This is a genomic window from Sulfurivirga caldicuralii, assembly GCF_900141795.1.
In the GTDB taxonomy this organism is placed as follows: Bacteria; Pseudomonadota; Gammaproteobacteria; order Thiomicrospirales; family Thiomicrospiraceae; genus Sulfurivirga; species Sulfurivirga caldicuralii.
Window position 1 is genome coordinate 81,809 of the sequence record NZ_FSRE01000001.1, and the last position, 23,171, is coordinate 104,979.

At 57.7% G+C, this 23,171-nt stretch carries 25 protein-coding genes; 10 read left to right on the top strand and 15 right to left on the bottom strand.

Going from position 1 to position 23,171, the window contains the following annotated elements; all coding sequences use genetic code 11:
• Positions 1 to 65 precede the first annotated feature (65 nt).
• From BUQ81_RS00420 to hisB, 5 genes are read right to left on the bottom strand one after another with little or no spacing between them, the layout of a single operon-like run.
• Complete coding sequence (locus tag BUQ81_RS00420; RefSeq protein ID WP_074200433.1) at positions 66 to 383, bottom strand: phosphoribosyl-ATP diphosphatase; 318 nt, start codon at positions 381 to 383, stop codon at positions 66 to 68.
• The gene (hisF, locus tag BUQ81_RS00425; protein WP_074200434.1) at positions 380 to 1,153 is read right to left on the bottom strand and encodes an imidazole glycerol phosphate synthase subunit HisF; all 774 of its coding nucleotides are present in this window, start codon (positions 1,151 to 1,153) and stop codon (positions 380 to 382) included. The genes BUQ81_RS00420 and hisF overlap by 4 nt, the downstream gene beginning before the upstream one ends.
• Positions 1,153 to 1,896: a 1-(5-phosphoribosyl)-5-[(5-phosphoribosylamino)methylideneamino]imidazole-4-carboxamide isomerase gene (gene hisA, locus BUQ81_RS00430; protein WP_074200435.1), complete on the bottom strand. Its 744-nt coding sequence runs from the start codon at positions 1,894 to 1,896 to the stop codon at positions 1,153 to 1,155. The genes hisF and hisA overlap by 1 nt, the downstream gene beginning before the upstream one ends.
• A complete protein-coding gene (hisH, locus tag BUQ81_RS00435) occupies positions 1,893 to 2,528 on the bottom strand; it encodes an imidazole glycerol phosphate synthase subunit HisH (RefSeq protein ID WP_074200436.1) in 636 nt (211 codons plus the stop codon). Before hisH ends, hisA begins: the two co-directional genes overlap by 4 nt.
• Complete coding sequence (gene hisB / locus BUQ81_RS00440) at positions 2,529 to 3,116, bottom strand: imidazoleglycerol-phosphate dehydratase HisB (protein WP_074200437.1); 588 nt, start codon at positions 3,114 to 3,116, stop codon at positions 2,529 to 2,531. It abuts the gene before it with no gap.
• Between the two features lie 368 nt (positions 3,117 to 3,484).
• On the opposite strand from hisB, the gene ccoN reads away from it, so the two are divergent.
• From ccoN to ccoS, 9 genes are all read left to right on the top strand, one after another.
• Positions 3,485 to 4,906 carry a cytochrome-c oxidase, cbb3-type subunit I gene (ccoN, locus tag BUQ81_RS00445; RefSeq protein WP_074200438.1) on the top strand — a complete coding sequence of 474 codons (1,422 nt, stop codon included), beginning with the start codon at positions 3,485 to 3,487 and terminating at the stop codon, positions 4,904 to 4,906.
• 62 nt (positions 4,907 to 4,968) lie between these two features.
• The gene (gene ccoO, locus BUQ81_RS00450) at positions 4,969 to 5,835 is read left to right on the top strand and encodes a cytochrome-c oxidase, cbb3-type subunit II (protein WP_074200439.1); all 867 of its coding nucleotides are present in this window, start codon (positions 4,969 to 4,971) and stop codon (positions 5,833 to 5,835) included.
• The gene (locus BUQ81_RS00455) at positions 5,828 to 6,016 is read left to right on the top strand and encodes a cbb3-type cytochrome c oxidase subunit 3 (RefSeq protein ID WP_074200440.1); all 189 of its coding nucleotides are present in this window, start codon (positions 5,828 to 5,830) and stop codon (positions 6,014 to 6,016) included. The genes ccoO and BUQ81_RS00455 overlap by 8 nt, the downstream gene beginning before the upstream one ends.
• A 25-nt stretch (positions 6,017 to 6,041) precedes the next feature.
• The gene (ccoP, locus tag BUQ81_RS00460; protein WP_074200441.1) at positions 6,042 to 6,974 is read left to right on the top strand and encodes a cytochrome-c oxidase, cbb3-type subunit III; all 933 of its coding nucleotides are present in this window, start codon (positions 6,042 to 6,044) and stop codon (positions 6,972 to 6,974) included.
• Between the two features lie 120 nt (positions 6,975 to 7,094).
• Positions 7,095 to 7,250, top strand: a complete 156-nt coding sequence (locus tag BUQ81_RS08760) for a hypothetical protein (RefSeq protein WP_200770519.1) — start codon at positions 7,095 to 7,097, stop codon at positions 7,248 to 7,250.
• 122 nt (positions 7,251 to 7,372) lie between these two features.
• Positions 7,373 to 8,893, top strand: coding sequence for a cytochrome c oxidase accessory protein CcoG (gene ccoG, locus BUQ81_RS00465; RefSeq protein ID WP_074200442.1), 1,521 nt, complete (start codon positions 7,373 to 7,375; stop codon positions 8,891 to 8,893).
• Between the two features lie 79 nt (positions 8,894 to 8,972).
• On the top strand, positions 8,973 to 9,515 hold the full coding sequence (locus tag BUQ81_RS00470) for a FixH family protein (protein ID WP_074200443.1): 543 nt from the start codon (positions 8,973 to 8,975) through the stop codon (positions 9,513 to 9,515).
• Positions 9,516 to 12,005, top strand: a complete 2,490-nt coding sequence (locus BUQ81_RS00475; RefSeq protein WP_074200444.1) for a heavy metal translocating P-type ATPase — start codon at positions 9,516 to 9,518, stop codon at positions 12,003 to 12,005.
• The gene (gene ccoS, locus BUQ81_RS00480) at positions 11,996 to 12,238 is read left to right on the top strand and encodes a cbb3-type cytochrome oxidase assembly protein CcoS (RefSeq protein ID WP_074200445.1); all 243 of its coding nucleotides are present in this window, start codon (positions 11,996 to 11,998) and stop codon (positions 12,236 to 12,238) included. Before BUQ81_RS00475 ends, ccoS begins: the two co-directional genes overlap by 10 nt.
• A 349-nt stretch (positions 12,239 to 12,587) precedes the next feature.
• Here ccoS and BUQ81_RS00485 read toward each other — a convergent pair whose 3' ends face one another.
• From BUQ81_RS00485 to BUQ81_RS00525, 9 genes are all read right to left on the bottom strand, one after another.
• Positions 12,588 to 13,241, bottom strand: a complete 654-nt coding sequence (locus tag BUQ81_RS00485) for a type 1 glutamine amidotransferase family protein (RefSeq protein ID WP_074200446.1) — start codon at positions 13,239 to 13,241, stop codon at positions 12,588 to 12,590.
• Between the two features lie 79 nt (positions 13,242 to 13,320).
• Positions 13,321 to 13,920, bottom strand: coding sequence for a hypothetical protein (locus BUQ81_RS00490; protein ID WP_074200447.1), 600 nt, complete (start codon positions 13,918 to 13,920; stop codon positions 13,321 to 13,323).
• A gap of 186 nt (positions 13,921 to 14,106) precedes the next feature.
• Positions 14,107 to 15,570, bottom strand: a complete 1,464-nt coding sequence (locus BUQ81_RS00495; RefSeq protein ID WP_074200448.1) for a putative bifunctional diguanylate cyclase/phosphodiesterase — start codon at positions 15,568 to 15,570, stop codon at positions 14,107 to 14,109.
• 32 nt (positions 15,571 to 15,602) lie between these two features.
• Positions 15,603 to 16,055, bottom strand: a complete 453-nt coding sequence (gene dtd / locus BUQ81_RS00500) for a D-aminoacyl-tRNA deacylase (RefSeq protein ID WP_074200449.1) — start codon at positions 16,053 to 16,055, stop codon at positions 15,603 to 15,605.
• Between the two features lie 117 nt (positions 16,056 to 16,172).
• On the bottom strand, positions 16,173 to 17,996 hold the full coding sequence (gene typA, locus BUQ81_RS00505; protein WP_074200450.1) for a translational GTPase TypA: 1,824 nt from the start codon (positions 17,994 to 17,996) through the stop codon (positions 16,173 to 16,175).
• A gap of 100 nt (positions 17,997 to 18,096) precedes the next feature.
• The gene (locus tag BUQ81_RS00510) at positions 18,097 to 18,531 is read right to left on the bottom strand and encodes a DUF6691 family protein (protein ID WP_074200451.1); all 435 of its coding nucleotides are present in this window, start codon (positions 18,529 to 18,531) and stop codon (positions 18,097 to 18,099) included.
• An 11-nt stretch (positions 18,532 to 18,542) separates the two neighbouring features.
• Complete coding sequence (locus tag BUQ81_RS00515; protein WP_074200452.1) at positions 18,543 to 19,028, bottom strand: YeeE/YedE family protein; 486 nt, start codon at positions 19,026 to 19,028, stop codon at positions 18,543 to 18,545.
• 202 nt (positions 19,029 to 19,230) lie between these two features.
• Positions 19,231 to 20,226: an RNA polymerase sigma factor RpoH gene (gene rpoH / locus BUQ81_RS00520; protein WP_084188159.1), complete on the bottom strand. Its 996-nt coding sequence runs from the start codon at positions 20,224 to 20,226 to the stop codon at positions 19,231 to 19,233.
• 131 nt (positions 20,227 to 20,357) lie between these two features.
• Positions 20,358 to 20,801, bottom strand: coding sequence for a flagellar export chaperone FliS (locus BUQ81_RS00525; RefSeq protein WP_074200453.1), 444 nt, complete (start codon positions 20,799 to 20,801; stop codon positions 20,358 to 20,360).
• A 178-nt stretch (positions 20,802 to 20,979) separates the two neighbouring features.
• Here BUQ81_RS00525 and BUQ81_RS00530 point away from each other — a divergent pair, with 178 nt between their 5' ends.
• Positions 20,980 to 22,443, top strand: coding sequence for a sensor domain-containing diguanylate cyclase (locus BUQ81_RS00530; RefSeq protein WP_084188160.1), 1,464 nt, complete (start codon positions 20,980 to 20,982; stop codon positions 22,441 to 22,443).
• A 33-nt stretch (positions 22,444 to 22,476) separates the two neighbouring features.
• On the opposite strand, the gene mtnN is transcribed toward BUQ81_RS00530, so the two are convergent.
• A complete protein-coding gene (mtnN, locus tag BUQ81_RS00535; RefSeq protein ID WP_074200455.1) occupies positions 22,477 to 23,166 on the bottom strand; it encodes a 5'-methylthioadenosine/S-adenosylhomocysteine nucleosidase in 690 nt (229 codons plus the stop codon).
• Positions 23,167 to 23,171: the final 5 nt, after the last annotated feature.

Consider the following 23,171-nt stretch of genomic DNA (forward strand, 5'->3'; position numbering starts at 1 on the left):
GAAGCCTCTTGTTGATCCGCGCGGGGTAGGCGGGATGCCGCTGAAAACGGGACGGGTTGTCCGCTTTACGTTGTACGGCTGGCTTTTTCTTCCAGTCCGGACAGGCCAAAGCGACGCGCCAGTTCCTGCAGAACCGCGTCGCTGCTCAGATTTTGCTGCGCTAATAATATCATGGTGTGAAACCATAGATCAGCCACTTCATAGACCAGATGGTCGCTGTCGCCATCCTTGGCGGCCATGACCGTCTCGCACGCTTCTTCACCCACCTTCTTCAGGATGGCGTCCAATCCCCTGGCATACAGACTGGCCACGTAGGAACTGTCGGGATCGGCGTCCTTGCGTTCTGCCAGCACGGCGTCCAATTGCGAAAGAATGTCGCTCATAGTCGTACCTCGATGCCGCGCGCCTGCATGTGACGCTTGGCCTGTTCAATGGTGTATTCACCGAAGTGGAAGATGCTGGCCGCCAGCACCGCATCCGCCTTGCCCTGCAGTACGCCGTCGGCGAGGTGATCCAGGTTGCCCACGCCGCCCGAGGCGATGACAGGGATCTGCACCCGCTCGCTGATGGTGCGCATCAGCTCGAGATCGAAGCCCTGCTTGGTGCCGTCGCGATCCATGCTGGTGACCAGCAGTTCGCCGGCGCCCAGCTCTTCCATGCGTTCCGCCCAGGCGATAGCGTCGATGCCGGTCTCGCGGCGGCCGCCGTGGGTAAAGATTTCCCAGCGCAGTGGTTCGTCACCGGCACTGACACGCTTGGCGTCGATGGCGACCACGATGCACTGGCTGCCAAAGGTGTCGCAGGCCTCCTTTACAAAGCCGGGATTGAAAATGGCGGCTGTATTGATGGAGACCTTGTCGGCACCGGCGTTGAGCATGCGGCGGATGTCATCCAGCGTGCGGATGCCGCCGCCGACGGTCAGGGGAATAAAGACCTCGGAGGCCACCTGCTCTACCACATGTACCATGGTTTCGCGCTCATCGGCGCTGGCGGTGATGTCCAGAAAGGTGATCTCGTCGGCGCCCTCATCGTTGTAGCGGCGGGCGATTTCCACCGGGTCGCCCGCATCGCGAATGTCCACGAACTTGACGCCTTTCACTACGCGGCCGTTGTCCACGTCCAGGCAGGGGATGATGCGTTTTGCCAACCCCATCAGGCGCCTCCCGTCAGGTCATCCAGCAGGCGCTGCCCTTCGGCAAAGTCCAGCGTGCCCTCATAAATGGCGCGGCCGGTGATGGCGCCGGTGACGCCTTTTTTATAGAGCGGTGCCAGTGCGCGCAGATCGTCCAGATCTGTGACACCGCCCGAGGCGATTACGGGAATGTCGATGGCTTCGGCCAGGCGGGCAGTATCTTCAATGTTGACACCTTGCAGCATGCCGTCCCGGCCGATGTCGGTATAAATAATGGCGTTCACGCCATCGCCTTCGAAGCGCTTGGCCAGCTCGATGACGTCGTGATCGGTGACCTCGGCCCAGCCGTTGATGGCCACCTTGCCGCCCTTGGCGTCCAGGCCCACCATGATGTGGCCGGGGAATGCCCTGCAGGCCTGCGCGACAAACTCGGGTTCGTGAACGGCCTTGGTGCCGATGATGCAGTACTGCACGCCGGCGTTCAGGTAGGCCTCGATGGTTTCCAGGCTGCGAATGCCGCCACCGATCTGCACCGGCAGGTCGGGGAAGGCCCGGGTGACGGCCAGTACGGCCTCCTGATTGACCGGATTGCCGGCAAAGGCCCCGTTAAGGTCCACCATGTGCAGGCGCCTGGCGCCAGCGTCCTTCCATTGCCTGGCGGTCGCGACGATGTCGGAGGAGAAGACGGTGGCGTCATCCATTTCGCCCTGGCGCAGGCGGACGCACTGACCGTCCTTCAAGTCGATTGCGGGAATGAGAATCATGGGGTTCCGTTCCATTGAATAAAGTTTTTCAGCAGCTGCAGGCCTGCATCGGCGGATTTTTCCGGATGAGCCTGGATGGCGAATACATTGTCACGGGCGATGGCGGCGGTAAACGGGTGGCCGTAGTCGCACACACCTGCCGTCAGGCTGTGATCCGCCGGCTGGACATAGTAGCTGTGCACGAAATAAAAGCGGGTATTGTCCTCGATGCCGTGCCACAGGGGGTGGTCCTGGGTCTGAGCGATCTGGTTCCAGCCCATGTGCGGTATCTTCAGGGGCTGCGTCGGCGGAAAGCGAAAAGGGGTTACTTCACCGGGAAAGACCTTGAGACAATGCACGCCGTCGTTTTCTTCGCTGTAATCCATCAGCACCTGCATGCCCATGCAGATCCCCAGAAAGGGCTTTTCCTTCGCGGCCTGCTGGACAGAGTGTTCCAGCCCCGTTTCGATCAGGTGATCCATGCAGGCACGGGCGGCCCCCTGGCCCGGGAAGATAATGGCGTCGGCATCCCGAACCCTGGCCGGGTCGCTGCTCACTTTAATGCGTGCATGGTTGCCGGCCACGTGTTCGGCGGCCTTGGACACCGAGCGCAGGTTGCCCATGCCGTAGTCCACCACGACCACATGTTTCATTTACAGCGCTCCCTTGGTGGAAGGCAGCTGATCGCCCAGGCGCGGGTCAGGGGTGAGCGCCATGCGCAGCGCACGCCCGAACGCCTTGAAGATGGTTTCCGCCTGATGGTGGGCATTGATGCCGCGCAGGTTGTCGATATGCACGGTGGCGTGGGCATGGTTGACGAAGCCCTGAAAGAATTCCTGCACCAGCTGAGTATCGAAGCGCCCGATGCGCTCGGCGGTAAAGTTGCAGTGAAACTGCAGGCCGGGGCGGCCGGACAGGTCGATGACCACGCGGGAAAGCGCTTCGTCCAGTGGCACATAGGCATGGCCGTAGCGAGCGATGCCCCTCTTGTCGCCAGCCGCTTCGCGGATGGCCTGTCCCAGCACGATGCCCACATCTTCAACGGTGTGATGATCGTCGATTTCGATATCCCCTTCAGCCTCTACGGACAGATCGATCAGCCCGTGGCGAGCCACCTGATCCAGCATATGTTCAAAAAAGGGCACGCCGGTTTCCAATTCGCTTTTACCGCTGCCGTCCAGGTTGACGGTGGCGCGGATGCGGGTTTCCAGGGTGTTGCGTTCAACGGTGGCAGTGCGCATGGGCAGGCTCCTGATTGTGCTGAGGTAGTTTATTTTACCTGTTCCGGCGGTGCGTGATGTTAGCCTGGGCGCAAGAACACATATTAGGCGATAAGTAATCTCTGTTGAGTCATAAGTCTAATCAATGAGTATAAATAAGTGCTTTGTATTGTTGTGGCCTGGCGAAAAGATGATAATTACGCTGTTCTGGAGTAGCAGGCGCTTGAGAAACTGGCTCAAAACTTAATCCAGATCAAGTTTTGAGCGGTCCGTTCTCGAAAGGGCGGGTTGCCTCTCAATATAATGGAGCGTGACAACCCGAACCCTTGAGAGAGTGTGGCGATTCAAGGGCGCGTGGTATGACTTGTAAGTTAAAAGGAGAGTTCGCAATGAACGCTGCAAATCCCCAATACGAATATGGTTTGCTGAAATTCGGCACCATACTCACCGTCATTCTGCTGGTGGCGGGTACTGCGATCGGTACCTATGCCGCTGCGCAACTGGCGTGGCCATTCCTGAACTTTGACATTGCGGAGATTACGTTTGGTCGTCTCCGTGTGGTTCACACCAATACCATTATTCTTGGCTTTGGTGGTCTGGCGCTGTTCGTGACCTCGCTGTATTCCGTACAGCGTACCAACAGCAACCGCCTGTGGTGTGTGCCCTGTGCTTGGTTGTCAGCGCTGTTTCTGATCGTCTCCATCGTGGGCGGTATTATCGGTATCGCCTTTGGTCTGACTCAGGCCAGGGAATACCACGAAATGGAGTGGATCTTTGACCTGGGCGTGGCTATTGGCTGGGTGCTGTGGACCATGGTGTTTGTCATGACCATCGCCACACGTGACAAGGAAAAGGTTCCCCACGTTTACGTGTCCAACTGGTTCTATCTTGCACTGCTTATCGCGGTCACTTATCTGTTCCTTGTTAACGGGCTTTCGATTCCTGTTACCTGGTACAAGTCCTACTCGCTGTACAGCGGGGTGCAGGACGCCATGATTCAGTGGTGGTGGGGGCATAATGCAGTGGGCTTCTTCCTGACTGCAGGCTTCCTGGGCATGATGTACTACTTCGTACCGAAGCAGGCACGTCGCCCCGTTTATTCATACCGGCTGTCCGTGGTCCACTTCTGGGCACTGATCTTCGGTTATGTATGGCTGGGTGCACACCACCTGCAGTACACCGCTGTGCCTGACTGGACCGGTTCGCTGGGTGCCGTGATCTCTCTGGCCATGATCATTCCGTCCTGGGGTGGGGCGCTGAACGGCATGCTGACCCTGTCCGGTGCTTGGGACCGTCTGCGTACGGACTACATCCTGCGCTTCCTGATCATGGCGCTGGCCTTCTACGCCATGTCCACCTTTGAAGGCCCGGTTATGTCTTCCAAGACCGTTAATGCCCTGTCACACTACACCGACTGGACTATTGGTCACGTTCACTCCGGTGCCCTGGGCTGGGTTGCTATGGTGGCCATCGGCTCCATCTATCACATGGTGATGAAGATGTGGAACACCGAGATGTACAGCATGAAGCTGATCAACGTTCACTTCTGGCTGGCTACGCTTGGCACCGTTTTGTACATCGTGGCCATGTGGGTATCCGGCATCATGCAGGGTCTGATGTGGCGCGCGTATGACGAATACGGCGTACTGGCTTACACCTTTGCTGAATCTGTTGCGGCCATGCACCCCTACTACGTAATGCGCTTCATGGGTGGTGTACTGTTCGTGGCAGGTGCGCTGGTCATGCTGTACAACGTTGCCATGACCGTGGCAACCGCCAAGTCTCGTCAGCCTGCTGTTGCTGCAGCCTGATAAAACGATACAAGCCCGCCCTTAAGGCGGGCACCTAACCATTGAGTTGAGGAGCTAAACTCATGGCAGACAATCACGAGCCTAAAAATCTGCAGGAGCGCCTGGAACGCAATATCTTCGGATTGTTCCTGGCAACTGCATTCATGGTCTCTATTGCGGGGATCGTCGAAATCGTACCGCTGTTCTATCTTAAGGATGCAGTGGACTACACCGAATTTACGGACAAGTACGGGAATATCAAGAATGACAAGTTCCCGGAGCTGGTCTGGACCCGACACTTCGAGATGAAGGACGGCAAGCTGGTTGCCGACAAGCGTCTTTATTACAAGGACGAACACGGCAACTGGAAATCTGACTGGAAGCCGGGTGACGGCATGCGCCCCTACACGCCTCTGGAGCTGGCCGGTCGTGACATCTATATGCGCGAGCACTGCATGTACTGTCATTCTCAGATGATCCGTCCGTTCCGCGACGAAAAAGAGCGCTATGGTCACTATTCCCTGGCGACCGAGTCCATCTATGACCATCCGTTCCAGTGGGGCTCAAAGCGTACCGGTCCTGATATGGCGCGCGTGGGGGGCAAGTACTCCGACGAGTGGCATGCGTTGCACCTGATGCGCCCGCAGGCGGTAGTGCCTGAGTCTGTCATGCCGGCGTATCCCTGGTTGGCGGAACGTTGTATCACAGATCAGTATATTGGCCGCATCAAGGTCGGCAAGCGTGACATGGCGGCCCGCATGAAGGTGCTGCGTCTGGAACGTGTGCCTTACACCGATGAAGAGATCGCGCTGGCCGATGAGTACCTGCGCACCTATGGCAATCCGGATCCGGACAAGCACTGCACCACTGAAATGGATGCGCTGATCGCCTATCTGCAGGTGCTGGGCACCATGGTGAAACTGGACGATAACAAGGTCTATCGTGAGTAAACTGGCTGATTACTTCCATACCGACTGGGCCGCCATGACGGCCCAGGATTGGGCAGGTGTAATCATCACTGTCGGTGCTTTTGTTGGAATTGTGATTACGTTTGCTTGGGCACTGCGTCCCAGCAAGCGCAAGGAACTGGAAGAGCAGAAGTACCGCGTACTGCACGACGACGATGAATAAGACACACACTCTGAGGAGTAACGACATGGCAGGACATAACCCATGGCCCAATGAGGGCAATACCGGCCACATCTGGGACGAGGATATCCGCGAGCTGGATAACCCGCCTCCATTGTGGTGGATGCTGGCCTTTTATGCCGGCTTTATCATGATCATCTTCTACGCGATCTACTATCCGACCATTCCTCTGGCGAACGGCTTTACCAAGGGGATTGCCGGATGGACTGCGATCAAGGAATATGAAGAAAGCTACAATGAGCTTAAAGCGTGGCGCAAGCAGAAGTTTGCCGACAAGGAAGAGAAGCTGGCTTCCTTGCCCCTGGCAGACATCATGAAGGATACTGACCTCAAGCTCTACGCTGTTGCCACCTCCAAAATGCTTTACGGTGACAACTGTGCGGCCTGTCACGGTGCCGGTGGTATGGGTAACCCCAACTTCCCCGTGCTTGCTGACGATGATTGGCTGTGGGGTGGTCATATCAATCAGATCCATGCCTCCATCGCCAATGGCCGGGTAGGTAACATGCCGGCACGTGGCATGATGGGTAACTTGAGCGATGAAGAAATCGAGCAGGTTACTGATTACGTCATGGCGCTGTCTCAGGGCAAGGGCAATGATCCTGCTGTTGCCGCGGGCAAGGCTGTCTATGCCAAGGGCATGTGTCTGGCCTGTCATGGTCCCAACGGCAAGCCGTTGGCACCTAATGGCGCCGCTAATCTGACCGATCAGATCTGGCGTTTTGTTCCGTTCAACGACGGTACCTGTAAGAGCATGGTTGAGAAGACTCAACGTGATGCAGTGTTGCGCACCATTAAATACGGTGTAAACGTGAAGAAAAACGGTGATTTGATCGACTGTACCCGCGAAGGTGCGATGCCTGCATGGAAGGGGCGCCTGTCCGACAAGGACATTAAGCGCCTGGCCATCTATGTGCACGAGCTGGGTGGCGGTCAATAACGAGTTGACATAGATCAATTTTATGATTGAAAGGGGGAAATTTCGATTCCCCCTTTTTTTGTCCTGTGATTTAATAAGGTCGTCCACAAAAAACAATTAGTTCTGTCTGAGGAGACTGTTATGGGCGATCTGAATAACGATTGGGTTCTGTGGGGTTCCATCGCAGCGGTTGTTTTGACTGTTGTGTCACTGGCTGGATTTGCCTGGCGCGCAATCCAGGGCATGGAAGGTGAAACTGGTCAAACTGGAGACGATGACAACGCTCAGCAAGGTTAGTTGCTGGCACTTCCCCTGCTTTATAAAGCCCATCCATAGATGGGCTTTTCGCGTTTAATAGGCCAATAATAATATTGATTGCCATTAATTAGAAAAACTTATCCACTTATAAGGGCTAACACATGAGTGTAAAAGACGGAACGTCCAAGTCACTTCTTGACGAATACGAAGTGAACTCAAAGACACTGGAGGAAATTGGTGTCGAGATCCTGCCTGTCAATACCGGCAAGACTGTGCATGCGAAGCGCATTCCGGGCCGTTTCAGAACGCTGAAATGGATTGCGGCCAGTGTATGGCTGACGCTGTTTTTTGGCCCCTACCTGCGCTGGAATGGTGAACAGGCCATTCTTTGGGATCTACCCAACCGCCAGTTCCACTTTTTTGGGTTGACGATCCTACCGCAGGATATCTGGGTTTTGGCCATGATCCTGCTGTTTTTTGCCCTGTTGCTAGCTGCCGTCACTGCCGTAGCCGGGCGTGTATGGTGCGGGTTCTTCTGTTTTCACACTGTTTGGACGGATGTATTTACCTGGTTGGAGGAGAAATTCGAAGGATCGCCTGCGAAACGCATCAAGCTGGATCAGGCACCATGGACGTGGGAAAAGATCAAGGTCAAGATTCCCAAGCATCTTGCCTGGCTCGCCATAGGCTTTGCCACTTCGTTCAGCTTCCTTGCATTCTTTACCGACTCATTTGATCTATGGAAGCGCCTGTTCCACTTTGATCTCGGTTTCTGGGAGTGGGCAACCATCATCGTGATTGGTCTCGCTACCTATTTCTTTGCCGGCTTCATGCGGGAGCAGGTGTGTATTGGCTTTTGCCCCTATGCACGTATTCAGGGGGCGATGATCGACGAAACCACCATCCTGCCTACCTACGACAAGGACCGCGGCGAGCCGCGCGCGCAGATGAAGGAGCGCAATGCCTATGTGCGCAAGGTGATGCAGAAGTACATTGAGCAGGGACTGGACAAGAAGGAAGCGCGCAAGAAGGCGGAAGAAGAAGCCGATCAGCACTTTGGCGACTGTATCGACTGTCGTCTCTGCGTAGATGTCTGTCCGACCGGGGTAGATATTCGACTGGGCCAGCAGTTTGGCTGCATTACCTGTGGGCTGTGTATTGATGCCTGCGACAGCATCATGGACAAAATCAAGAAGCCGCGTGGGTTGATACGCTATGCCTCACTGGATGACTTCCTTGGCAAGGAACCACCACCGATCTGGAAGCGTCCGCGCGTGATTGTCTATACCACGGTCATGCTTATTGCCGCTGGCCTGCTGGTGTGGAAGTTGACGCATCTGTCACCCATCGATGTGAAGGCGCTGCATGACCGTGCGCCGTTGTTTGTACAGCTGAGCGATGGCTCCATTCAGAACAAGTACACGATCAAGATCGTCAACAAGACCAACAAGCCCATGGCGGCGAAGGTCGAAGTGAAAGGCCCCGAGGGGCTGGTGGCGCTGGTGGATCCGGTCATTCCTGTACAGCCTGGTACGGTTGCCAGCGCGGTATTGCGGGTTCGCATTCCGAAAAACGCCTTGAAGGGCAAGGAAACGCCGATTGATATCATCGTGCGCGATGCCAACAACCCGGATATCAAGGCGGTGTATCACAGTGTCTTCCTCTATCCGCTCTATCGATGAAGCGACGATTAAGGCACTATAATGATGAGGGCGCCGACGAGGCGCCCTTTTTCGTTGAGCTGCACTGGATGAGGTACACATGACAACTGAGAAAAAACGCGACTGGAGTCGGCCACTGCGCAATCCCTTCGTGATTGGATGGCTGGTGATGCTGGTTCTGGTCCTGTCGGTTAATCTATTCATGGTAAACATGGCCATTGTCACCAACCCGGGGCTGGTGAAGACCGATCTGGACCATGCCGAGCAGAGTGTGGCCCAGATCATTCGCATGGACCGCAAGCTGGAAAGCCTGGGCTGGCACCTGGAGCTGAACATTCCGTTGCTGACGCAGAATGAACGTGTACCTGTTGAGGCGCGGATCGCGACGCGTGATGGCCACACCATTGTGGGTGACAAGGCTACGCTTTTTTACTATCGGCCCGCAGACAAGCGCTTTGATGGTCAGGTTGAGATGATTCGCAACAAGGATGGCGTGTTTACAGGCTCACTCAAGCTGCCGCTGAAGGGCAAGTGGGATGTGGTGCTGGAAATCCACAAAGGGGAAGACACCTACCAGCTGGGTCGCTCCCTCTGGGTGCAGGAAAAGGGCGCGTCCAAGACGGCCGCAGAGACCGGGAAGTAAATGGCCCAATTGAACTGCTACCATTGCGGCCAGGCGATACCCCAAGGCGAGCTTGTTCTGAAGCCCATCGAAGGCACGGAGCGCGCGTTCTGCTGCCATGGCTGTGCCAGTGTATGCGAGGTGATTCACGAAGCCGGGCTGGAAAGCTTTTATCAGCGCACCCCGGAAGGTGAGTTGCTGTCGCCACCCCCGCCGCCGCCGAAGAATCTGGACTTTATCGACCATGATGAAGTGCAGGCGCAGTTCACCGAAGCCAGGGGGGATCGGCGCGAGATTACCCTGATGTCGGAGGCCATTCATTGCGCAGCCTGTGTCTGGCTGATTGAGCACCGACTGGCGCAGGTGGACGGCATTCTCTACGTCCATGTGAACTTCACCAACAAGCAGATCAAGGTGCGCTGGGACAACAGCCGTATCAAGTTGTCGGAAATTATCAGGATTCTGCACAGCATCGGCTATGACGCCACCCCCTACGATCCGAGCGCATCCGAAGCCGCCTACCGCAAGGCCAATCGCGAACTGCTGTACCGCATGGGGTTTGCCGGCTTTGCCATGATGAACATCATGTGGTTCTCCGTGGCGCTCTACAGCGGCGCCGATGAAAACATCGAGTGGCGCAACTACTTCAATGTCCTGCAGTTTGTGATTGCGACGGCCGTGCTCCTCTATGCCGCGCAGCCCTTCTTCAAGGGTGCCTGGACGGCTCTGAAGGGCAGGGCACTGGGCATGGATGTCTCCATCAGCCTGGGCATACTCACCACCTATGCCTACTCAACCTGGGTGACCTTCAACTTCGACCGCATCGTCGGCCATGTCTATTTCGACACCATGACCGACTTTATCTTCTTTCTGCTGATCGGGCGCTATGTGGAGGCCATTTCCAAGAACAAGGCGGTAGATGCCACACGGCGGCTGATGGCGTTGCAGCCCAAGGTGGCGCGCAAAAAGGTACCCGATGGCGAGGAAGTGGTGGCGGTACGTCTGCTCAAGCCAGGCGATGAGGTGATCGTGCGCCCCGGCGATCATATCCCCGTGGATGGCGAGGTGGTGGATGGCATTGGCTACGTGAACGAGTCCATGCTCAGTGGCGAATCTCAGGAGGTGTACAAGGAGCCCGGCGACAAGGTGGCCGCTGGTACCGTAAGTGTGGACGCCTCGCTGGTGGTGCGTGTGGAAAGAATTCTGCAGGATACCACGCTGGGACGCATTATCCAGATGGTGGAAAAAGCGCAGGGCTCCAAGGCGCCGATTCAATGCACCGCAGACAGGATCATGCCCTGGTTCGTCTCTGCGGTAATCACCTTGGCGGTGGCTTCGGCGGTGTACTGGTTTTTCAATGCCGATATTGAAACCGCCATCATGGCGGGCACCGCCGTGCTCATCATTACCTGTCCGTGTGCACTGGGATTGGCCACGCCCATGGCGATCGCCGTGGCCAGTGGCGTCAGTGCGCGCAACGGCATACTGGTAAAGAATGGGGCGGTGCTGGAAATCCTCAACGATGTGGATCATTTCGTGTTTGACAAGACCGGCACCTTGACAGTAGGTGCCATGCGCGTTGTGAACGTCTGGACCCGTTATGGCGATGAGTCGGATCTGCTCAAAACCATTGCCGCCATCGAGTTCCAGTCCCAGCACAGTATCGGTCAGGCCATCTATCATTCCGTGCGGGCGCGGTATCCCGCCTTCCTGCCGGCCGACTATCCGGTGAGAAACTTCACCACCCATGCCGGCAACGGGGTGGAGGCGGATGTGGGCACCCATCACTATCTGATCGGGCATGCGGACTGGTTGCGGGCTGAGGGCGTCGAGATTCCGGAAGACTGGCTGGCCCACGAAGCGGCCCATCAGCGCACCGGTGGCACCACCATCTGGGTGGCGCGGGATGGCGAGGTGGTGGCGTTGCTGACCCTTGCCGATGAGCTGCGCCCGGATGCGAAGGAAACCATTGCCCGGCTCAAGGCGCGGGGCAAGAAGGTGACGCTGCTTTCCGGCGACCGCAAGGCGGTGGCCGAAGAGGTGGCGCGTCAGCTGGGCGGCATGGAAGTGATTGCAGAAGTGCTACCTGAAGACAAGCATGAAGTGATTGCGCGCCTGCAGCGACAGGATGCGAAGGTGGCCATGGTGGGCGACGGTATCAACGATGCCCCGGCGCTGGCACGGGCCCATGTGGGCTTTGCGCTGGGATCGGGCACCGACATCTCCATGGACAGTGCCGATATCGTGCTCATGAACAATGAACTGCTGGCAGTGGACACGGCGGTGGCCCTGTCCGAGCGAACGCTGAAGACCATCCGCCAGAATATCGCCAGCTCCATTCTCTACAATGTCATCATGGTGCCGCTGGCCATGAGCGCCACACTGACGCCGCTGATAGCTGCCATTACCATGCCTATCAGCTCGCTGATCGTGATTGGCAATGCTGCACGCATTCGCAGCTTCTTTTCCCACAAGGCCGTTGCACGCAGGAGGGCCCGGCAGTGGACGTAATCTATGGACTGATTCCCTTTGTACTGGTTTTCGGCTTTATTGCCGTGGTGGTGTTTATCTGGATGGCCAAGAAAGGGCAATTCGACGATCTGGATCGGGCCGCCAATCAGATTTTTCTGGACGATGATGACTTTGAACCGGGGCAGGGCGGCCGTCGTGATCAGCAGCGTATCGCAGATGACGCGTCAGACAAGGGCCGGGATGGCCACGGCATGGAGGAGGAGAAGTCCTAGGATGCGCTCAAAGTGGTCGTCGTTCCCACTGTGGAATGGTGCCCTCGTGCCATTGGGCAGGATAAAAGGTTTCTGGCCCAGCAGAGCTTAAGCATCTGCTTCCTTGCCAAAATGATGCGCCCTTATTCTCGGAGTTCTGATGGCTCAAATCCTGAATCATTAAGGGCATATAGTCTTTTCAGCGAATACAGGCGGGATGCCTGCGCATACTCAAGGTGATGCAAGGGTCTGCACTGGGAGAGGTGAGTGGCCTCCACGATTTCAGGGCATTTGGCACAAGCGCGGGGCGCCACCCCGGGCCATCGTGCTATTGCACGGCCGTTATATCGTCAAATCACGCTCTGTGTGCCTAGCCTCGAATGAAATTAGCCCATTCGAACACTTCCTTGCCCTCCGGATCCATAATGATTTCCAGCCCCTTTTGCGGGTAAATCCAGCGTTCGGTCTTGTCAGCCGGGTTCTTGCGGATGTGTGTGGGCTGTCCGAAGCGCTTCAGAATGGCTTCCTTTGGCAGGTCCTTGCTTGCGGGCAGGGTAATGGATTCGATGGGGGCATCCAGCAGGGTGCGTGCCTGAAACTCGCTCAGCAGCACCTCCTTGTCGCCGCTGGGGGTGGCACGCACGCCCGGTGCTTCCTTGAGCAGGGCCTGCATGCGCTGCGGGTCCACCTTGAGGCGCAGGATCAAAGGGGATTTGATGCTCACAATATACACCGCCGGGAAATAGGCTTCCACGCTGGTGGGTTGCAGATCCGGATCGGTAAACTCCTTGATTTCCACATCCTTACCGTACAGCGCCATGGCGTCCCGCAGGGTGCTTTGTCCGATCACGAGCCCCAGGGCGTGGACGCGTCCCTGCTCGTCGCGGAAACTGTTCCACGGCAGTGCGCTTTTATCCGGCTGCTGGGTCGGTTCCGGCAGGAGCAGCCAGGCACCCAGCGTGGCAAAAATGGCAAACAGCAGCACTTGCAGAAAGACAGGCAGGTTTTTCAGTTTGTTCAGCATGAGAGCATCGTCCTGAGCTGGAGTGGACGGCCGCCCCGATGGGGGCCGGCTGCATTGAACACGAAGCTGGAAACAGGGTTCAGTGATGTCGCTGACGAACCTCGTCCGGGACCGATTCTTCTTCTGCGTGGCCCAGCGCTTCGTTATCACCGTCCTTGCGCGGGAAGCGCTTCTCCACCTTGTCATCCAGAATGCCCTGTCCGGCCTCAAACACGGAGATGCCAGTCTGCAAGAAGGTGAACAGCACTGTCACGAAAACGATAAAGGCGGAGAAGTACATGAAGATCACCTGCACCAGGTTGGTGGAACCGCCGTCGCTGGAGAAATTGTTCATTCTCATCCCGCCCGGGAACAGCCAGTCGATAAGCAGGTAGATGGACATCAGCGCAATGGCGGCGATGTAGGCACCGATTAGAATCTTGCCGCGGCGGCAGGCGACCAGCCAGTTGGCGGCGACAAACCAGGTATCGGTCTCGCGCTTCACCTTCACGCGCGTGCAGATAAAGAGAATGACCAGGGTGGAAACCGTCGGAATCAATAAAAACGCAGCCATGTTGCCATGGGCGATTTCCAGAATGGTGTAGGCGGCGAACAGGTGTGTTACCAGAAGATTGAAGTTGAAGATGTGGTGCGGCACCTTGGCACGATGTGCTTCTTCGGGGGTGATCTTGTATTGCATGCTCGCTCTCCAGCTCAGAATTGTGCTAATTTTTGAATTCTACCACTTTTGGGTGTCGTCAAGGCTGACGAGAGGCTTGCAGCACGTAGCCTACGGGTAAACGGGAGGTGCCAAGGGGTAATCGTGATGCCCTAGTAGAGACTGGCCGGTTATTGCAGGAGGGAGACAGCGCTTGAGCGCGGTGTTTTAGTCCGCGCCCCGTAAGCGGCTGATAAAGGCTTCTCGGTCCACAGGCTTGCCATACAGATAGCCCTGCAGAATGTCCACGCCACAGGCGCGCAGGAAGTCCGCCTGCTCGGCGTGTTCCACCCCTTCGGCGATGAGGCGCTTGTCCAGTGCCTGCGCCATGGCGCAGATGCCGCGGATCAGCTGCTGCATGGCCGGCTTGTCCAGTTCGCGCACGAAACTCTGATCAATCTTGAGCGTGTCCACCGGCAGCTGATTGAGCCAGGCCAGGGATGAGTAGCCGGTGCCGAAGTCGTCCAGCGCCAGTCCGCAGCCCAGCTGCTTGAGCGCATTCATGGTCTGCTGCGCCAGTTCCAGATGGGTCATCGCCTGGGACTCGATGATTTCGAACTCCAGCAGCTCGGGGGGGAGCGGATGACGCTTGAGGGTGGCTGCGATCTCGTTCAGCAGGGTTTCGTAGAGAAACTGCCGTGGGGACAGGTTGATACCGAAGTGCAGCGGCTTGCCGGCGGTGTGCAGGGTTTCGGCATCGTGCACCACCTGCTGCAGGGCAAAGGCGCTGATCTGCTGGATCAGCCCGGTGGCCTCAGCGATGGGCACGAATTCACTGGGAGCAATGATGCCCAGGCGCGGATGGTGCCAGCGTATGAGCGCTTCGGCACCGTAGAGCGCACCGCTTGCAGCGTCCACCTGCGGCTGGTACCACACTTCGATTTCGTCCCGCGCCAGCGCGTAGCGCAGGTGGTTTTCCAATAGCAGTTCGCGCGAGAGGTCGGCATTGAATTCGCTGGTGTAAAAGAGGTACTGATTGCCGCCCAGTCCACGTGCCTGACGAAAGGCAAGGGTGGCATTGTTGACCAGCTGATCGACCGTTTGCGCACAGCTGGGCCAGGCGGCAACACCCATGCTGTAGCTCAGGTGCGTGCGGCGCCCCTCCACCTGCAGCGGTTGCGACAGGTCGTGGAAAAAGCGTTGTGCAATGGCTTTCAGGCGGGTTTCATCCTCGTAGCCTCTTACCAGCACGGCAAAGTGGTCGCCGCCCATGCGGGCGACGCGGTCTCCATGGCGGGTGACGCCCTGCAGCCGTTCACCCAGCGCCTTCAGAACGGCATCACCAAAGGTGAGGCCGCGACTGTCGTTGAGGAACGTCATGCGGTCAATGCCAAAGTAGAGCAGGGCGCACTCGGGCTGGCCAGGCTGCAGGTGTTCCTCCAGTTCGCGCAGGAAGAAACGGCGGTTGTGCAGTCCGGTGAGCAGGTCGAAGTCCAGCAGGTGGGCATCGACGCAGTCCAGTGCCCAGTTGATGGTTTCGCGGCGCGCCAGTACCCATTCCGGACGCAGGGCGGTGAAGTATTCCCGTCCCTGTTTGGAATCAAACGCCTGAATGAGCGGATAGGGGCAGTGCGGGGTGAAAAAATCTTCGTCGGTGCGATCGGGGCTGAGCAGAAGCAGGCGCGGGTCCATGGGCTGTCCGTGGCTGGATTAAGATTCTCAGTTTAGCCGTCGGACGGGTCCACCTGCAACCAGAAGGTGACCGGGCCGTCGTTGCACAGGCTCACCTGCATGTGGGCGCCGAAGCGGCCGGTGGCAATTTTCGGCCAGCGAGTGCGCACCTGTTGGGCAAAGCGTTCAAACAGCTCGGCGGCTACCTTGGGCGGGGCGGCTGGGGTAAAGTTGGGCCGCAGCCCCTTGCGGGTGTCCGCAGCCAGGGTGAACTGCGGTACCAGCAGAATTTCTCCATCAATTTGCTGCACATTCAGGTTCATGCGGTCCTGCTCGTCAGCAAACAGACGGTAGTGCAACAGTCTGTGCGCCATCTTTTCCAGCGTGGAGCTGTCGTCGCCGCGCTGAAAGCCTACCAGCACCACCATGCCATAGCCGATTTCGCCCACGGTTTCACCGGCGACGTCCACCTTGCCATGACAGGCACGCTGAATCAGGCAGATCATGGTTTTAAGCCCTCCATGCAAAGGGGGTCCCCGACTTTTTCACGGGCCGAATTTTGACGACCTGAAAAAAGTCGGGGACCCCCGTGGTTTAAGGCAGAAAAAGGCGTTTACCGCGCTTCAGTCGTTCTTTTTGCGGCCGTGACGCTTGCGTTCGCTTTCCGTGAGGTATTTCTTGCGGATGCGAATGTTTTCCGGCGTTACTTCCACCAGCTCGTCCTCATCGATAAACTCCAGCGCCTGTTCGAGGGTAAAGCGAATCGGCGGGGTAAGCAGGATGTTTTCGTCGGAGCCGGCGGCGCGCACGTTGGTGAGCTGCTTGGCCTTGAGCGGGTTCACCGTCAGGTCGTTGGCGCGGCTGTGAATGCCGATCACCTGCCCCTCATAGACTTCATCCCCCGGGCCGATGAACAAGCGGCCGCGCTCCTGCAGGTTGAACAGCGCGTAGCCCAGCGCCTTGCCGGTGCCGTTGGAAATGAGCACGCCATTGGTGCGCGCACCGATGCGGCCCGACAGTTTCGGCCCCCAGTGGCTGAAGCTGGAGAAGATCAGCCCTTCGCCCTGGGTGGCAGTGAGAAACTCGGTGCGGAAGCCGATCAGCCCGCGCGACGGGATGGTGAAATCGATGCGCACGCGGCCGTGGCCGTCGGGCACCATGTTGGTCATCTCCGCCTTGCGTTCGCCCAGCTTCTCCATGATGGTGCCTTGCGCGCTTTCGGGGATGTCCACCGTCAGCGTTTCATAGGGTTCCTTCATTTCGCCATCCACTTCCTTGAAGATGACCTCGGGACGGGAAACGGCCAGCTCGTAGCCTTCGCGGCGCATGGTTTCGATCAGTACCGACAGGTGCAGCTCGCCGCGGCCGGAAACCTGGAACTTGTCCGGGTCGTCCTGCTGTTCCACTTGCAGCGCCACATTGGTGAGCAGCTCCTTGTCGAGGCGCTCCTTGATCTGGCGCGAGGTGAGATATTTGCCTTCCTTGCCGGCAAACGGTGAGGTATTGACCTGGAAGGTCATGGTGACGGTGGGCTCTTCCACGCTCACGGCTGGCAGGGCCTCCACCAGCTCCGGGTCACACAGCGTGTCGGAAATGTACAGCGGATCCACGCCGGTGAAAGCGATGATGTCGCCCGCCTGCGCTTCGTCCACATTGATGCGGTCGAGGCCGTGATAGCCGAGCACTTCCAGCACGCGGCCGCTGCGGGTATTGCCCTCGCGGTCAATGATGGTGACCGGGGTATTGGGCTTGATACGGCCGCGCTTGACGCGGCCGGTACCGATGACGCCCTTGTAGGTGTCGTAGTCGAGGCTGATGCACTGCAGCTGGAAGGGCGCGTCGGGATCCACGTCGGGCGCCGGCACCTTGTCGATGATGGTCTTGAACAGGTGGGTCATGTCCTGCTCGTCAGAATCCGGTTCGGGGCGGGCAAAGCCGTTGAGGCCGGAGGCATAGACCACTTCGAAGTCCAGCTGTTCGTCGGAGGCGCCGAGGCGGTCGAACAGGTCGAAGGTCTGATCCAGCACCCAGTCAGGGCGCGCACCGGGGCGGTCGATCTTGTTGATGACCACGATGGGCTTGAGGCCACGCTCCAGCGCCTTCTGGGTCACAAAGCGCGTCTGTGGCATGGGGCCTTCCACGGCGTCCACAAGCAGCAGCACGGAGTCCACCATGGAGAGGATGCGCTCCACCTCACCACCAAAGTCCGCATGCCCCGGGGTATCCACAATGTTGATACGGTAGCCGTCGTAGTCGATGGCGGTGTTTTTCGACAGAATGGTGATGCCGCGTTCCTTTTCCAGATCGTTGGAGTCCATGACGCGTTCGCCATGGTCCTTGCGGGCGTTAAGGGTGCCCGACTGGCGCAGCAGCTGGTCTACGAGGGTGGTCTTGCCATGGTCAACGTGGGCGATGATGGCGATATTGCGAATCTTCTCAGGGGTCATGCGGGTCCTTTGTGGTCTTGCAAACGAAAAAACCCGCAGCGCGGGCTGCGGGCATTATACACAGGAGCGTGCAGGTTAGTGGTTGAAATATCGGCGAAATTCAGTCCCGACGGCAGCTTAGACGCGCGTCCTGCAGCACCCCATAGGCAAAGGTGCCGAGCACGATACCCAGCAAGACGAACAGGGCGGGCAACTTGCCTTCGCCCAGCATGGCCGGCACGGTACCGGGGCAGGAGGCGGTCATGGCCCAACCGATGCCAAACAGAAAGGCGCCCAGCACCAGCGTGTCGTTCCACGGCTTGCGCGGGAACTGGATCGGGTCTCCCGAGAGACTGAGCATGTGGCGGCTCTGCATCCACCAGATGCCTGCCATGCCAATCAGCACGGCCACGCCAATGACCTCCATCAACTGGAAATCCTGAAACAGGAACATCTTGGCGTGATAGTCGTAGGTGGTCGCGCCGGCACGGCTCATCAGAAAGCCGAACAGGGCGCCCAGCAGCCAGCCGAGAATATTTTTTGTGCGCGTTGTCATCGTTTTGCCCCTTAGACGTAAAACAGCAGCCAGGTCATGCCCATGGCGCTGGCGAAAAACACCATGCCGGCCACGAGGCTGGGTGGGTTGAGCATGGCACCACCGACCAGTGCATGGCCTGTGGTGCAGGCGCCTGCGAGGCGGGCGCCAAAGCCCAGCAGCATGCCGCCAAAGGTGAGCCACAGGGCCTTTCCGGTAAAGGTTTGGGGCAGTACGGCGTCGTACATGCCCATGGTGAAGGAAACGTGCCACGGCTCACTGGAGGCCTGTGCGCTGATAAGCCCGCCCACGGGAATGCCCAGCAGAAACCACAGCCGCGGGTTGTTGAGTTCCTTGTATTCGCCACTGCGGAAATAGTTGAGGCGGCAGATGTAGCCACAGAAGTTGCCATACCCGGTGGAGCAGCCGGCCGGGCGCCCCATGATCCAGAAGTGGAGGATTACGAACAGGCCGATGCCGATGCCGCCGACCCAGCCGGGCCAGATGTCGATTGCCATAATGTGCCTCGCCTTTCAGGAACTGAATGGTTGCGCGGCAAGATGGAAAGCGGTATGAAGGGTTGGATCAGCGCACATTCATTAGCATGCGCGAGAAAAAGTGTCTCTCTTGCCGTCTGAGTGTATTGTCGATAAACAACACTGCGGCTTCAAGATAAAGATATTTAATAAGGCATAAGGACGATTTATGCGCAGGCTGCGATCAGGCGGCTGTCATGGCCTTCTGGAGCTTTTTGATGGCGGCCTTTTCGATCTGCCGGATGCGCTCCATGGAGACGCCATATTTTTCCGACAGCTCCTTGAGGCCGGTTTTCTTCTCGCTGAGCCAGCGCTGCTCAAGGATGTCGCGGCTGCGATCGTCCAGCGTCTTGAGGGCTTCGCGCATCCTTTCGGTATTGATGCGCTGCTCCTCTTCCTCGGCAAGCTGCGTTTCGGGGTCAGGCTCGTGGCTGGCCAAGACCAGCTGCGGGCGCTCATTTTCGTCGTCATCGCTGCTGACATCCACGGAAATGTCCTGCCCGTAGAGACGGCTGTCCATTTCCAGTACATCTTCCTTGGTGACGCCCAGCTCCTCCGCCACCCGCTCGGCTTCCTTGTCGCCGAACCACTCCAGCGCTTTCTTGGTGCCGCGCAGCTTGAAGAACAGCTTGCGCTGTGCCTTGGTGGTGGCGGTCTTGACGATGCGCCAGTTGCGGATGATGTATTCGTTGATTTCGGCGCGGATCCAATGCACGGCAAAGGTCATCAGGCGCACGTTCTGTTCCGGATTGAAGCGCTGCACCGCCTTCATCAGGCCGATATTGCCTTCCTGAATGAGGTCGGCCAGCGGCAGGCCGTAGCCGGCATAGCTGCGTGCGATGGGTACCACGTAACGCAGGGAGGAAAGTACCAGCTGGCGGGCGGCGTCCACATCCTTTTCGTAGTACCAGCGTTTGGCCAGTTCGCGCTCCTGCTCGGGGGTGAGCGCGGGGAACTGATTGATGACTTTCAGGTAGGTGTTCAGGTCCTTGCCGGGAACCAGCGCGCGTTCCAGTTTGGCCAGTTCGGCCTTATTTTGTGCCGGCAACTGGGGAGCGGGAGTTTGTTGATCAGCCTTGTGTTCAGCAGACAGGGCGATGGGCGCGTCGTCATACACCTCGGGCAGGGTGTCGTCCTTTCCCTGGGGCGCTTGCGCGATGGTTTGAGTGCTGTCTGACATGGTGTTCCTGCTGAGGATAGATGGCCGAGGTTTTCCAGTTTAACGAAAACAGATGACAAAACAAAGAAAGATTGAAAGGTTGGTGTGAAGAAGGAAGGGGCCCGCCGACTGGCAGACCCGACAGGAAAGGCTTATTGCTCGTCAAGCTGCAGCTCGCCTACGGACACAAGCATTTCCACCCAGGCATCACGCAGTTCGGTGAGGATTTCCAGCGCGGCGTCCAGATAGAAGGTGTCCTTTTCGTACACAGCTTCCTGCACGCACTGATCTACATATTTATACAGCTCTTCCAGGTCATAGGCCAGCGGCGTGTCCTGGGTAAATTGCAGGCGGTCGCGCAGGGCGTCGACGATGGTGGTCAGCCGACCAAGGTGGAAACCTTTTTCCACCCAGGCACCGGACTGGTGGCAGACTTTTGCCAGGCCGGCCTTATCCACGGCCCCTTGCAGTAGCAGCATGACGGTGTGGCGAGGATTTTCCGCCAGATGATTTTCTACTTGTGGGTCGCGGGCATAAGGTTTCAGCAGCGGTTTTTCCTGTGTGTCTGCATTGGGGCATGTGGTTGCGTGTGTCATCGTGTCTCTCCCTTGTGTGTGCAAAATTTTTATTTTGTGTGTGCGTGTAAACAAGCAATGTGTATGCCAATTTTTTAGCCAATGGGTGACGATGTCGGCATGTTTTATGCATGGGGTGTATATGCATAAGTGTCTGTTGCCAAAAAGATGACAGACAACACAAGGGAGCAAACATGTTATGAGCGCATCCACATTCACCAAGTTTGGTCAGCGAGCCAAGAATCGATTAAAAGAGCAGGTGCCAACCCCCTCAACCTTATGGCGTTATAAAGTGCGCGCTTGGCTCAAGCAGTGGCCGGAACGTCTGTTGCGAAAAACCTCGTTGGCCAAACTAGTCGAAGCTCAGGTGCAGGCGCGGACGCAAGCCCTGTTCCGTCAGGCCAATTACGATACCTTGACGCATCTTCCCAACCGAAACTACTTCACCGCAACGCTGGAAGATACACTGACCCGTGCAGAAAACGAGGATGCCGCATTTGCCCTGCTTTTTCTTGATCTGGACGGCTTTAAACCTGTCAATGACACCTATGGCCATGCAGCGGGGGATGAGCTGCTGCGCCTTGTAGCCGCGCGCCTCGTGGCCAGTGTGCGAGAAGATGACTTTGTGGCTCGGCTTGGCGGGGACGAGTTTGTCATTCTGCTGCGGGACCTGGTGGATGAGGACATTATTCAGACCATTTCCAAGCGCCTGATTCATGAGGTGAGCCGTCCCTACTGGGTGGATGGCCGTGCCGTTCAGGTCTCTACTAGTGTGGGAATCGCGGAATTCCCAAGCGATGGAAAAACGGCCGCTCAGGTAATGGAACGGGCGGACCAGGCCCTGTATGCAGCGAAACATCGCGGGCGCAAGCAGTTCTGTTTTTATCGTGATGTGGCGTCCGATGCTAAAGTGGCACCGGATCATCTGCAGACCCATTTTGAAGTGGATGTGGAACATCAGAAGTTTATTCCCTGTTTCCGCCGGGTCGAGCCCCTATCCGCGGCGGAGGATACGTTCATGCGCATGAATGTACGCTGGCAGGATGCGCCCATTGAGAATGACTGGTATGAAGGCTGGCAGCCGCTTCTCGCCCGCAGTCAGTGGAGTACGTCCATGGGGCTGTGGATGGTGGAAACTGCGGCCTGGTATCTGGCCCAGTGGCGGTCTCCCTCGACGGGGTGTAGTGTTCCGTTGGATACTGCCCTGCTACTGCAGGAGAGTGTGGCCGACCTGCTCGCACAGCGGGTTGAAAGTTATGGCGCCAAGCCAGAGCAGCTCATTCTTTCAGTCGATATAGATGCCGTAAATAGACTGGATCTGAAGGCTGTTGAAGTGCTTGACGCTTTGAAAAAGAAAGGATTCAAGCTGCGTCTGCAGGGGTTCGGCAGCCGCACCATCGAGCCGGCTTTGTTTGCGCACCTGCAGATCGACTACCTGGCCATTAACTGGGTGGATGCACTGCGTTTTGCAGGTCAGTTGGAAAAGCGTCTGCGCTGGTTGGAAGGGCTGGTCGCCTGGGGCCACGCATTGGGTGCCAGGGTGCTGGTGGATGACCTTGATGATGTGGAAGCGCTGCAGGCAATGCAGGCGATCGGGGTTGATGCGGTGGAAGGGGCGGTTATTGAATGCTACCACCCCGGTGAAGAGAGTCAGGCTGCGTAAGACTGAAAAGCGGTGCTATAGAGGCGCAGCTGTTTAGTCGGTCTGAAGCATCTTGATAATTAATTGCGCCGACTGCTCGGCAGCGGTGTCAAGAAACTGCTCGAAGGTCACCGCATTTTCCTTGCCGGCGATATCAGACAGAGCGCGGATGATGACAAAGGGCGTATCAAAACGGTAGCACGCCTGTGCGATGGCGGCCGCTTCCATTTCCGCCGCAAGCATGGCCGGGAAGCGCGCACGCACTCGCGCCACGTCCTCGGGGTCGTGCATAAAGCGGTCACCGCTGGCGATAAGGCCGGTCTTGTGCTTCAGGCCCGTGGCTGTTGCCGCTTCCCGTGCCCGCCGCACCCATTCGTGGTCGGCGAGAAAGCAGGGCGGCAGCCCAGGCACCTGGCCGGCTTCGTAGCCGAACGGGGTGACATCCACATCGTGGTGGCAAATTTTCTCGCCGATGATAAGGTCGCCCACGTCCAGTTCCGGGTCAAAGCCGCCGGCGGATCCGGTGTTGATGACGGCTTCGGGCGCATAATCATCCAGCAGTAGGGTAGTGCCAATGGCGGCATTGACCTTGCCGATGTCGGATTTCAATAACACCACGTCGTGACCGGCCAGCGTGCCGCGATAGAAATCAAAGCCGGCCTTTTGCGTTTTTACTGCGTCCTGCAGGTGGTCCCGGAGCAGGGCGATTTCCTGCTCCATCGCACCGATAATACCCAGTTTCATATTAC